Genomic DNA, 11579 nt, shown 5'->3' on the forward strand with positions numbered 1-11579 from the left:
AACGCATGATCTTCTCTCCTGAATTTTGAAACCATACCGCCACAGCGGGTTTCAAAATTCAGGAGAGAAGATCAGAGAAAGATTCGCTGAAGCGGACCGGCTAGAAGCCGGTGGCTTCGATCCATTAGGTGGAAAGTAAACCTGCCATCCGGGTCCTGGTCCCGCCCTTGCTTGACCGGGTTGTAAATCCGCACCGTATTCATGCCCGTCGTCCCGGACTGCATTTGCACCTGTGGCCAGTGAATGCCAGGCTCGAAGTCCGTGAACTGGCGCGCAAGATGCAAGCCCGTGCCCCGCCAGTCCAACCACAGATGATAGAACGCAACCGCCATCACCATCGATCGCATTCGGAAATTGAGCCAGCCCGTCGCATTCAGATAACGCATGCACGCATCCACAAACGGCAGCCCTGTCTCACCCGCCTGCCACGCCGCAAGACGCACCGGGTCAGGCGTGCGCGGCCGCAAACCTTCATAGGCCGAGTGCAGGCACTGGTATTCAAGGGTCGGTTGATCTTCCAGCTTTTGTACAAAGTGATCCCGCCATGCGAGCCGCGCCTGAAAGGACTTGAGCGATCCGCCCCAGCCTGCTTGCGCGCCCTTGACCTCGCGTTGCCGCACCGCCGCCGCCTGCGCCACCTCACGCCCACTCACACAGCCGAAAGCCAGATAAGGAGACAGGCGCGAACACGCGGCCTCACCGGTCACGGGCGAGGACATGTCGCGGCGATACGTGCGCCCCCGGTCCATCAGGAAACTGCCCAGAAGCGACAAAACTGCGGGCCGCCCGCCAGTCTGCCGTCCGGGGCACTGATCAGGGGCAATCAATCGCGGCACCGGGTCCGAAACGGCTTGCGGTCCGCACAATGTCATAGGCATTTCGCATTGTGGGGCCCGCATGAACGCATTGCGACGCACCGCCCAGCCGTCGCGCCCGTTCAGGCGGCGTACCACACCCGACTGCGCGACCTCCTCCCAGATCACACCGTCCGCCCGGCACCATTCCGCCACCTCCCGGTCGCGGGCATAGGTCCAGCCATTGCCGGTTTCCTCGTGGCTGAAAATCCGGTCAAAGCCGGTCTGATTTTTCAGACCGGACAACACGTCAACCGCGCGGCCGACGCGGATTGTCAAGTCAACGCCCAAGGCGCGCAAGTCCGCAGCCACGGCTGCCACGCTTTCCATAACGAAGTCGAACTGGCGCCCTGAAACGTCTGGCTGGGCCCAGTAATCCGGCTCGTATATATAAAGGGGAACGATCTCCCCGTGCGCCGCCGCAAGGGCAAGCGCTGGGTGATCTTGCACGCGCAAATCACGTTTGAACCAAAGAACCGACGTCATGCGCGTGCACTTAGGCCGTCTCGCGGCCCGGACAAAGGTCAGTTCGTCACAACTGGCGCATCTGCGCCTTTCAATTCGCCACTCGAAGCTTCGTCCGTCACTGAACCAGTACCAAATATGGAGACGCCTAGTACGATAATGGCTACGGCGACCACCGCCAAGGCGATGCCCACCAGAGTGGGACGATGACGTTTGACCTGCTTTTCGATGTCTGTGTCGGATGCCGACATGATGGACTCCTTTGCATCAGCGTGTAGGGCGTCTTGAAGCCCTGTGTTCGTACCATTAACGTTCACCAAACCAAAAAGTTCCCAGTACAAGGCCGGACCAGATGCGCGACGCGAGCCCCCAAACGATTTTTCTTGCCGACTATACCCCCTTCGGCTTTCAGATCGAAAAGGTTCACCTGACCTTCGATCTGGCCCCTTCAGCCACCCGCGTGACGTCGCGCATTCGTTTTGCGCCGAACCCCGAGGCCTCGGACAAGACGTTCTTTTTGCATGGCGAGAACCTGTCGTTGATCAGTGCCAAAATCGACGGTCAGGCAGTAACGCCCACGCTCACGCCCGAAGGCCTGACCTGCGATGTGCCTTCGATCCCTTTCACCTGGGAAGCAGAGGTGCAGATCGATCCCGCCGCCAACACCGCCCTCGAAGGGTTGTATCTGTCGAACAGCATGTACTGCACCCAATGTGAAGCGGAAGGATTCCGCAAGATCACCTATTACCCCGACCGCCCCGATGTGATGAGCGTCTTTACCGTGCGGATCAACGGCCCACACGGCACGCTTCTGTCCAACGGAAATCCGGTCGCCTCGGGCGATTGCTGGGCCGAATGGCACGATCCCTGGCCCAAGCCTGCTTACCTCTTTGCGCTGGTCGCAGGTGAGCTTGTCGCCCATCGCGACGCCTTCACCACAAATGAAGGGCGCTCGGTCGACCTCGCCCTTTATGTCCGTCCCGGCGATGAGAACAAATGCAGCTTTGGCATGCAGGCCCTGAAGGACAGCATGAAATGGGACGAGGACGTCTATGGGCGGGCCTATGATCTGGACGTGTTCAACATCGTGGCGGTGGACGATTTCAACATGGGCGCGATGGAAAACAAGGGCCTGAACATCTTTAACGCCTCTGCGGTGCTGGCCAGCCCCGCAACCTCGACCGACATGAACTTCGAGCGGATCGAGGCGATCATTGCGCATGAGTACTTTCACAACTGGACAGGCAACCGGATCACCTGCCGCGACTGGTTCCAGCTTTGCCTGAAAGAAGGGCTGACGGTGTTCCGCGACAGCCAGTTCACCGCCGACATGCGCAGCGCGCCGGTGAAACGGATCTCGGACGTGATCGACCTGCGCGGGCGGCAATTCCCCGAAGATCAAGGGCCCCTGGCCCATCCGGTCCGGCCCGAAAGCTTTCAGGAAATCAATAATTTCTACACCGCGACGGTCTATGAAAAAGGAGCCGAGGTCATCCGCATGCTGCACACGCTTGTGGGCACCAAGGCCTATGCTGCTGCCCTCGATCTCTATTTTGAGCGCCATGACGGGCAAGCCTGCACGATCGAGGATTGGCTGACCGTGTTCGAAGACAGCACCGGGCGCGACCTGAGCCAGTTCAAACGATGGTACAGTCAGGCCGGCACACCCCGGGTCGCCGTCACCGAAAGTTTTGCAGACGGCACCTATACGCTCACCTTCGCGCAGTCCCTGGCACCCAGCGCCACGACACCGGACCCTCAACCGCAGGTGATCCCGATCGCCGTGGGTCTGTTGGCGCCGGACGGCAGCGAGGCGATGGGCACGCAGGTCCTCGAACTGACGCAAGCTAGCCAGTCCTTCACCTTTTCCGGTATGGCCGAAAAGCCGGTGCCGTCTATCCTGCGCGGGTTCTCCGCGCCGGTGGTGCTCGACCACATGGCGGATCACGCGTTCTTGCTGGCCCATGACACCGATCCCTTCACCCGGTGGGAAGCGGGCAACAACCTGGCCCGGGCGTCACTGATCGCGACGATCACCAGGGGGACGGATCCCGATCCGGCCTGGATCAACGGCATCGCGGGCATATTGACCGACGCAAATCTGGACCCAGCCTACCGGTCCCTGATGCTGGACCTTCCGGGGCAATCGGAATTGGCGGCGGAACTGCATCGCGCAGGGCACACCCCCGACCCCGATGCCATCTGGACGGCGGTCCATGGGCTCAAATACGCCTTGTCCGACGCGATGGCCGACGCCCTGCCCGCCCTCTATGCCGCACATCAGGTTTCAGGGCCCTACGCACCCAATGCAGAGCAATCCGGCAAACGCGCCTTGGCCAGCGCGGTTCTCACGCTGCTGACGCGTCAGGACGGCGGCGATCAGGCGCAGGTACAGTACGACACCGCCGACAACATGACGCTGCAATTGGGCGCATTGGCCAATCTGATCCGCGCCGGGCGCGGCGACGCCGCACTGGCCCGTTTTGAGGCGCAATGGAAAGAGGACCGGCTTGTGATGGACAAATGGTTCGGGCTCCAGGTGGGGGTCGCGGAACCGGACGATGCAGCTGACACCGCCAAGGCGCTGACACAACACGCTGCGTTCAACTGGAAAAATCCCAACCGGTTTCGCGCCACGCTGGGCGCTCTGGCCGCGCATCATGCCGGATTTCACGCCAAGGACGGCTCCGGCTATGCGCTTCTGGCCGATTGGCTGATCAAGCTGGACCCGGTCAATCCGCAAACCACGGCACGCATGTGTTCCGCCTTCCAGACATGGCGGCGCTATGACACGATCCGGCAATCGCTGATCCAAAAGGCGCTTGAGCGGATCGCGTCCACACCGGATCTCAGCCGCGATACCACCGAAATGATCACCCGTATCCGCGAAGCATAATGCAGGCCCCTTTGTCCCTTCTCTGTTCGAGGAAATCCCGGGGAGCGCGAGGGGCTGGCCCCTCGCTCCGACAGGGCCGAATCGCGGAGTTCGATCTGGTCCCCTCGGCAGCACCGCTCTAAACTGCCGCACAATAAATCAAACGAACCATCGAAAGAGGCCCCCGAATGAGCCAACGCCCCATCTGCCTGATCACCGGCGCCTCTGCCGGCATCGGCGCCGCCTGCGCCCGCCTTGCAGCCCCCGACTACGACCTCGTGCTCAACTACCGCGCAAACCGCGCTGACGCCGAAGCCGTGCAACGCGACGTCGAAGCCGTCGGCGCGACCTGCGTGATCGTAAAAGGTGACGTGTCCAACCCGGAAGACATCCAGACGATTTTTCAGGCGGCGGATGACGCGTTCGGTCGGGTCGATGTGCTGATCAACAACGCGGGCATCGTGGGCACCAGTGCCAAATTGACCGAGATGGACCATGCAAGGATCGCCCAGATCATGAACGTCAACGTGATCGGCGCGATGCTGGTGGCCAAAGAAGCTGTGATCCGGATGCAGGCAAAGGGCGATGGCGGGGCGATCATCAATGTCTCGTCCGCGGCGGCCAGGCTGGGCTCGGGCAATCAGTACCTCGACTATGCCGCCTCCAAAGGGGCAATCGACACCTTCACCAAGGGGCTGTCTGACGAGGTGGCAGGTGACAATATCCGCGTGATGTCGGTCCGCCCGGGTATCATCCTCACCGACATACACGGCAAAGGCGGCGAGCCGGACAGAGCCACGCGGATGGGCCCCAATGTGCCGATGAAGCGGGCCGGCACCGCCGAAGAAGTGGCCGAAGCCATCCTCTGGCTTGCGTCGTCCAAAGCCAGTTACGTCACCGGATCCGCTCTTGATGTCACGGGCGGGCGCTAGGCACAGATGGAGCCATACGCTTTCGAGACCACAGGCAGAAACAGGGCCACGCTGATCACGGTCGTGCTGGTGTGGCTGGCTCTCACGCTGTTCATCCTCGTGCTGGACGCGGCCTTTTGGCTGGTTGTTGTGATCGGTCTCTTCACCCTTCCGGCGCTCTACGACCTCTTGTCAGCACGTAAATCCGGCCTCGCGATGAGCAGCACGGGGCTCAGCTGGTTCTCGGGCAAACGCGAAGGCGCAATCAGCTGGGACCAGATCAGCCATATCCGGCTCGACACGCGGCTCGACCTGTCGGTGCGTACCACCGTCCTGCTGATCACGGGGCGCAAAATTCGCCTGCCGCTTGAGGCGACACCACCGCCAGATGCGTTCGAGAAAATTCTGACCGATCGCGGCATCAAAGTCGAAAGGCACCACTTTTCCCTGATGGGTTGACGTCCGCACTGTAACGCCGAACATCCGTTGTCGCACCGCGCGCAACGGGGTTTGGGGCAACGCCCCAAAACCAGCCAGCCGCGGGACGCGGATGAAAAACATCGCGCGCGCCGACAGGCGCTCAATCCAGAACGACCTGCGTCGACATCACTGCGGGACGCGCCTTTGGACGGGTCGTGCTTTTGGGCTGGCAATAGGGCTGTTTGCGCAGCCACCCGGCCATGTCCGCGCGCTTGGAGGAGGACCGCATCGGCCCCCAATCCGCACTGACACCGCGCCACTTGCTGTCACGGTGATGAATAACGCCGTCACGGGGCACTGTCGCCGCCATGATCCGAACCGCACAACTCAGGTTTGCAGCGCCATTTTTAAGAGCTTCCCCCGTGCCCACGTTACAGCCATAACCCCGCGCGGTTGCAGGCGAAATCTGCACCAGACCAAACCACTTCCCGCCACCGCCGACGGCCCGGGGCTTGTAGGTGCTTTCAAATTTGGCGAGCGCCGACAGAAACCCCACCCAAAAGGCGCGACGATCCTTGTCCGAAGCGGTTTCATAGGCCGGGCACCATTGTGAATAATCCGCAGGCACCATCTCGACGAGCGCGCTGCCATGCGATTTGAGTGCAGACAAGGCCGCCCTGTTCCATAACACATGTGCCGGTTGGTGGGTCCATCGGGTATGGGGCACTGTGGCTTCACGTACCGGCGGACGCACCGTTTCGATCGCCGGGCTTTGCGCAGCCGCTGACGTCGCCAAAGCGAGAAAAAGTACAAGGATAATTCGGCACATGCCGACAAACATAGGATGCAAATTACACCGGCGTCTACGATCCAAATGTTCCAGCCTTTCGGCAAGGCCCTGAAATAGGCGACAATCCGCACTCCAGAGGCAACTCTGTCTCCCGTCTGAGCAGGGAATTCAGAAAAACGCCGCGCCGTTTGACGGGTGTTGACGCCTAAACGCCCTGATTGTGTCCCAATTCCCTGACATGCTGTTTCCGATAACGAGTATTGGAATTTCAGAACAATGGCATTTGCAGAACGTCTTTTCGCGCCCTTGGCGCAAATCCGCAGCAAGCTGCACGCGCCGTCACAGCAGGTTGCCCGAAACGGAATTTCCCACGCAACCAAACCCACCGGCGAACGACACGCCCGCACCCAAATTGCTGCAGCCCTCGAATGCTCCCTGACCATCCCCTGCCCGGACCCGACCGCCGAAGAGCGTGAACGCGATGGCCATCAGACACATGGGCTGAACCTGGCGCGGCAGGAAGATTGGAACGCGTTGTCCGTCGACATCACCCAAGCCGAAGCCAACAAATGCAAAACCATGGGCGGCATGTCGGTCGCGGAGTTGCTCGCCTTTGGCGCGCGTGCGGATGTCGTGGGTGCCGCCGAGCACGCCCTCCTGTCCGGCAAACCCGACCGAAACGCGCCTTTGATGGTTGGCATCGAAGCGCTTGAAGAGGTTCTGGCCGAGCATCCATCCGACCCTGTCATCGCCGCGATCGTGGCCAAGGCCCATATGGATATCGGGTGGGCCTGGCGCGGCACGGGCTGGGCAATCGAGGTTCCGGCGCAAAACCGCGAAGCTTTTGACGCACATTTCGACCGGGCCGCTGACATCGTTGCGCCATTCGACGGCAAAGAGATGAAATCGTCTCTGATTGCCTCCACACGATGTGGCTTGACCGCCGGCAAAGGCAGCCCGACCGGGACCATAATCCGAAATTACGAAAGCTGGATCGACTTCGATCCAAAAAATACGCAGGCGATGCGGGCAATGGGAAGCCACCTTTTGCCCCGGTGGCGCGGCACCTATGAACAGCTGGAACTGGCGGCCCGGCGCACTGCGGGGCGCACCTACGATATCTGGGGGGCTGGTGCATATGCGTGGGTCCTGTTGGATGCGATCTCGGTTGACCCTGTTGCGTGCGCGCGCCTCGATCTCGATTATTTCCTCGACGGTTTGACAGATATCCTGCGGCGCTGCCCGGATCAGTATACCGTGAACCTTCTGGCGGCCTATTCCGCCATCACGATGGGCTCTACCCCTACAGGTCATGACGAGGCGGATCAAATGCGCGCCCAGATAGCCGATGCTGCGGGCTGGATCGTCAAAGATCACCTGACCGAGTTGCACCCGATGCTGTGGGCCCATGCGGCACGTGGTTTTGACAATGCGCTCAAGGTGCGCTGTCCCGACCGCTTTGCCGCGTCGGGCTATGCGGATGCGCTGCGCTATCTGACCGATCTGTTTCGCCGCGAACTGGCCTCCGGCCAGCAGATCTCCTTTACCGAACACGGCGTGGTGGCGCAGACCCGTTCATGACCTGGCAACGTTTTGCCGCGCATTCGGTGTGGCAAAGCGACATCAAGCTACCTTTGCGCGTAAGACATCGCACGGATCAATGACCGGGGTCATGGATGCCCCTTTCAGCCGGAATGCAGCAGAAGGGGATCGTCCGATTGAAGTATCAACTCGAACAGAAGCGTTGAAGTGCACGGCAAGGTCAGGCGAACACCGGTGAGACATTCTCCCTGCACACCTTACACCCGCCGCGCCGCCCCCGCCAAAAGTGCACGAGAATAGACCTTGTGTGCGCCCAGCAGGCTTTGGAACACGGGTCCAAGCGTCGGCTTGCCACCGCGTCCGGGCACCGGCACAACCACGGATCCAAAGCGCAAAACATCTGAGCCCGCCTGCAACCACGACAGGGTTCGCCCGCTCCTGTCCTGCATCAGCAATTCGTCACGACGACGATCGACCACCCGCCAAACGGCAAATTGATCCGCCGCACCGGATGCCAAAGCGGCCACGTCCGCATCGGTTGACGGGGCGCGCGCCGCGATCTGCAACACCAGCCGTTCGGCCCGAAACAAAGGTTGGGTGTAGAAAGCACGCACAAAACCGTCCAACCCCGCCTTTTTCGGATTGGCGCACTCAAAGCAGTCGGTGTATTGACCTTCAACTGCGGCATAAGGGGCGATCAGGCTGCCTTGCGGCACAGGAGTTTCATGAATGACCATCCGCGCAGCATGCACGTATGCCATCTGAAACAAAGGTGTCCAAGCGCCGCGCCCTCTTGCGAGAGACCCGCACCTGATCTACACCGCAAAGCGGCCCCAAACAGCGCGGTGAGACAATGCTTGATCTGACATATGAGACTCCGAAACCCAAAGTGATCGCAGGTGCGAAACATGACTGGGAACTCGTCATCGGGATGGAAGTGCACGCGCAAATCAGCTCGAAGGCCAAACTCTTTTCCGGCGCATCCACCACATTCGGGGCCGAACCGAATTCCAACGTGGCCTTCGTCGACGCGGCCATGCCCGGGATGCTGCCCGTCATCAATGAATACTGTGTCGAACAGGCTGTGCGCACCGGGCTCGGCCTCAAGGCGGCCATCAATCTGAACTCCGCCTTTGACCGCAAGAACTATTTCTATCCTGACCTGCCGCAAGGCTACCAGATCAGCCAGCTTTACCACCCCATCGTGGGCGAAGGCGAAGTGCTGGTGGAAATGGGCAATGGCGTCGCGCGTTTGGTTCGGATCGAACGTATTCATATGGAACAGGACGCGGGCAAATCGATCCACGACATGGATCCAAACATGTCCTTTGTCGATCTCAACCGCACCGGGGTCGCTTTGATGGAGATCGTCAGCCGTCCCGATATTCGCGGCCCCGAAGAGGCCGCCGCTTACCTTACCAAACTGCGCCAGATCCTGCGCTATCTGGGCACCTGCAATGGCGACATGCAGTCCGGCGCGATGCGCGCCGATGTCAACGTGTCAATCTGCCTGCCCGGCCAATACGAAAAATATCAGGAAACGCAGGACTTCGACCATCTTGGCACCCGTTGCGAGATCAAGAACATGAACTCCATGCGCTTTATCCAGCAAGCCATCGAAGTCGAGGCCCGCCGCCAGATCGCCATCGTCGAGGGTGGAGGCACAGTGGATCAGGAAACCCGGCTTTATGACCCCGACAAGGGCGAGACCCGCTCCATGCGGAGCAAGGAAGAGGCGCATGATTACCGCTATTTCCCGGATCCTGACCTGTTGCCGCTTGAGATCGAACAGGCATGGGTCGATGATATCGCGGCCGGGCTACCAGAACTTCCCGATGCGAAAAAGGCGCGGTTCATGGGCGATTTCGGCCTGACAGATTATGACGCGTCGGTGTTGACTGCCGAGGTCGACACAGCCGCCTATTTCGAAGAAGTGGCCGCCGGTCGCGACGGCAAGCAAGCGGCCAACTGGGTGATCAACGAGCTCTTTGGCCGGCTCAAGAAGGATGACCGCGACATTACCGATAGCCCGGTCGCCCCTGCCCAATTGGGCGGCATTATTGATCTGATCGGCAAGGGGGACATTTCCGGCAAGATCGCCAAGGACCTGTTCGAGATCGTCTATACTGAAGGCGGCGACCCGGCTGAGGTGGTCGAAGCTCGCGGCATGAAACAGGTCACCGACACCGGCGCCATCGAGGCGGCCGTTGACGAAATTATCGCAGCCAACCCCGCGCAAGTCGAAAAAGCGCGCGAAAACCCCAAACTGGCAGGTTGGTTCGTCGGTCAGGTGATGAAAGCCACCGGCGGCAAGGCCAATCCCAAGGCGGTGAATGAACTGGTCGCCAAAAAGCTGAACCCCTGATCAACGCCAGCAGGGATCGCGGCTGAACGCATTCGATTTGACGCCGACACGCGTTTGCGAAACAGTGCGGGCATGGAAAACATCACGCCCTTTCGCTCATCCGTTCTGACCGTGAAACCGGAATGGATCGACTATAATGGCCATCTCAACATGGCCTATTACAGCGTTCTGTTCGATCTCTGCGCGGACGAGGTTTATGAACAGCTGGGCTTCGGACCTGATTATCACAAGGCGACCGGCAACACGACCTATGTGGCCGAATTCCACGTTGCCTATATCCGCGAACTGCATGTGGACGATCCCGTGACCGTCACCTTTCAGCTGATTGACTTTGATGCCAAACGTTTCCATTCCTATCAGGAAATCTGGCACCGCGATGGTTGGCTGGCAGCCACCGGTGAAACATTGACCCTGCATGTGGACCAATCCGGCCCCCGCGTCGCACCCATGCCCCCGGATGTTCTGGAAAAGGTCACCCGCTTGCATGCCGCCCATGCCGATCTGCCACGCCCGGACCGCGTGGGCGCCAGTATCGGAATACGCAGGCGTTAATTTCGAAGAGCATCCGCAAAATTAGGCAGAGACCACACTTTTGCGTATGCGAACAACGCTGCCGGGGTTTCCACTGCTTCGGCAGACCGCTATATCGGGTCGATACGCTGAGAGAGGCAAGCCATGTCCGCTTGGGAATACAAAGTTGTGCCGGCCCCGACAAAGGGCGTCAAGGCGCGGGGCATCAAAGGCCCCGAAGCCCGTTTTGCCTATGCGCTCGAAATCCTGATGAATGACATGGGAGCCGAGGGTTGGGAATTTCAGCGCGCTGAAACGCTGCCGTCAACGGAGCGGGCCGGCCTGACCGGAACAACGACCGAATGGCGCAATATGATGGTGTTTCGCCGTGCATGCGCCGAAGAAGCCGAAGAATTTGAGCGCGAACTGTTGCCGGCGCCTACGGTCGAAGCGGAACCCGAACCCGACATGGACGCGTCGACGGTTCAGAAACGGGAAGAGCACGATATGCCCCGCGTTATTTCGCACTCCGCCGACGGCGCCGACGAATTCGAACACGCCCGATCAACCGTTGCCCCCAAATCGCTCGGCCCGTCCGGCGGTGAGACGAAATCACCCATATAGCCCAACAAAGACAATGTGTCGCAAATTGATGCCCAAGATGTAAGCAGGGGCAGTTTCGAACCGGTACCTGTGCCTGATGTGAAAGCCGATGAGCCTCGGGAGGGAGGCTTATCGCGCAAAGAGTAGATTTTTCAAAATTAATGACTTATACTCGTGCGCCTGAATTGACCTGAGGTTTTCCCCTCAAATCACTTTGTATTCTTTGAGCGATACGACGCGGAAG

At 60.1% G+C, this 11579-nt stretch carries 11 protein-coding genes; 7 read left to right on the plus strand and 4 right to left on the minus strand.

The window, feature by feature from the left end; genetic code table 11:
- Nucleotides 1-71 precede the first annotated feature (71 nt).
- Entirely contained in the window at nt 72-1340 is a 1269-nt protein-coding gene (locus LC354_RS23345; protein ID WP_223428382.1) for an FAD-binding domain-containing protein, read from the minus strand.
- Between the two features lie 38 nt (nt 1341-1378).
- Nucleotides 1379-1570, minus strand: a complete 192-nt coding sequence (locus LC354_RS23350; protein WP_223428383.1) for a hypothetical protein — start codon at nt 1568-1570, stop codon at nt 1379-1381.
- 101 nt (nt 1571-1671) lie between these two features.
- On the opposite strand from LC354_RS23350, the gene pepN reads away from it, so the two are divergent.
- From pepN to LC354_RS23365, 3 genes are all read left to right on the plus strand, one after another.
- Nucleotides 1672-4215: an aminopeptidase N gene (pepN, locus tag LC354_RS23355; protein ID WP_223428384.1), complete on the plus strand. Its 2544-nt coding sequence runs from the start codon at nt 1672-1674 to the stop codon at nt 4213-4215.
- 167 nt (nt 4216-4382) lie between these two features.
- Complete coding sequence (locus LC354_RS23360; RefSeq protein ID WP_223428385.1) at nt 4383-5126, plus strand: SDR family oxidoreductase; 744 nt, start codon at nt 4383-4385, stop codon at nt 5124-5126.
- 6 nt (nt 5127-5132) lie between these two features.
- On the plus strand, nt 5133-5564 hold the full coding sequence (locus LC354_RS23365; protein ID WP_223428386.1) for a hypothetical protein: 432 nt from the start codon (nt 5133-5135) through the stop codon (nt 5562-5564).
- Between the two features lie 121 nt (nt 5565-5685).
- On the opposite strand, the gene LC354_RS23370 is transcribed toward LC354_RS23365, so the two are convergent.
- Nucleotides 5686-6195: a transglycosylase SLT domain-containing protein gene (locus LC354_RS23370; RefSeq protein ID WP_317849388.1), complete on the minus strand. Its 510-nt coding sequence runs from the start codon at nt 6193-6195 to the stop codon at nt 5686-5688.
- A 396-nt stretch (nt 6196-6591) separates the two neighbouring features.
- On the opposite strand from LC354_RS23370, the gene LC354_RS23375 reads away from it, so the two are divergent.
- Entirely contained in the window at nt 6592-7896 is a 1305-nt protein-coding gene (locus LC354_RS23375; RefSeq protein ID WP_223428387.1) for a hypothetical protein, read from the plus strand.
- 218 nt (nt 7897-8114) lie between these two features.
- Here the strand turns inward: LC354_RS23375 and LC354_RS23380 are convergent, their stop codons facing one another.
- Nucleotides 8115-8618: a hypothetical protein gene (locus LC354_RS23380; protein ID WP_223428388.1), complete on the minus strand. Its 504-nt coding sequence runs from the start codon at nt 8616-8618 to the stop codon at nt 8115-8117.
- A gap of 92 nt (nt 8619-8710) precedes the next feature.
- Here LC354_RS23380 and gatB point away from each other — a divergent pair, with 92 nt between their 5' ends.
- The 3 genes from gatB to LC354_RS23395 all read left to right on the plus strand — a co-directional run bounded on the left by gatB (nt 8711) and on the right by LC354_RS23395 (nt 11356).
- The gene (gene gatB / locus LC354_RS23385) at nt 8711-10222 is read left to right on the plus strand and encodes an Asp-tRNA(Asn)/Glu-tRNA(Gln) amidotransferase subunit GatB (RefSeq protein WP_223428389.1); all 1512 of its coding nucleotides are present in this window, start codon (nt 8711-8713) and stop codon (nt 10220-10222) included.
- A gap of 72 nt (nt 10223-10294) precedes the next feature.
- Nucleotides 10295-10774: a thioesterase family protein gene (locus LC354_RS23390; protein WP_223428390.1), complete on the plus strand. Its 480-nt coding sequence runs from the start codon at nt 10295-10297 to the stop codon at nt 10772-10774.
- Nucleotides 10775-10897: 123 nt separating this feature from the next.
- Nucleotides 10898-11356, plus strand: coding sequence for a DUF4177 domain-containing protein (locus LC354_RS23395; RefSeq protein WP_223428391.1), 459 nt, complete (start codon nt 10898-10900; stop codon nt 11354-11356).
- Nucleotides 11357-11579 lie beyond the last annotated feature (223 nt).

The sequence above is a fragment of the Tateyamaria pelophila genome (assembly GCF_019966495.1).
GTDB lineage: Bacteria > Pseudomonadota > Alphaproteobacteria > Rhodobacterales > Rhodobacteraceae > Tateyamaria > Tateyamaria pelophila.

What these genes read in the sequence shown, in the direction of transcription:
- LC354_RS23345 (WP_223428382.1), bottom strand. Translation starts at nt 1,340, where the DNA reads ATGACGTCGGTTCTTTGGTTCAAACGTGATTTGCGCGTGCAAGATCAC.
- LC354_RS23350 (WP_223428383.1), bottom strand. Translation starts at nt 1,570, where the DNA reads ATGTCGGCATCCGACACAGACATCGAAAAGCAGGTCAAACGTCATCGT.
- pepN (WP_223428384.1), top strand. Translation starts at nt 1,672, where the DNA reads ATGCGCGACGCGAGCCCCCAAACGATTTTTCTTGCCGACTATACCCCC.
- LC354_RS23360 (WP_223428385.1), top strand. Translation starts at nt 4,383, where the DNA reads ATGAGCCAACGCCCCATCTGCCTGATCACCGGCGCCTCTGCCGGCATC.
- LC354_RS23365 (WP_223428386.1), top strand. Translation starts at nt 5,133, where the DNA reads ATGGAGCCATACGCTTTCGAGACCACAGGCAGAAACAGGGCCACGCTG.
- LC354_RS23375 (WP_223428387.1), top strand. Translation starts at nt 6,592, where the DNA reads ATGGCATTTGCAGAACGTCTTTTCGCGCCCTTGGCGCAAATCCGCAGC.
- LC354_RS23380 (WP_223428388.1), bottom strand. Translation starts at nt 8,618, where the DNA reads ATGGCATACGTGCATGCTGCGCGGATGGTCATTCATGAAACTCCTGTG.
- gatB (WP_223428389.1), top strand. Translation starts at nt 8,711, where the DNA reads ATGCTTGATCTGACATATGAGACTCCGAAACCCAAAGTGATCGCAGGT.
- LC354_RS23390 (WP_223428390.1), top strand. Translation starts at nt 10,295, where the DNA reads ATGGAAAACATCACGCCCTTTCGCTCATCCGTTCTGACCGTGAAACCG.
- LC354_RS23395 (WP_223428391.1), top strand. Translation starts at nt 10,898, where the DNA reads ATGTCCGCTTGGGAATACAAAGTTGTGCCGGCCCCGACAAAGGGCGTC.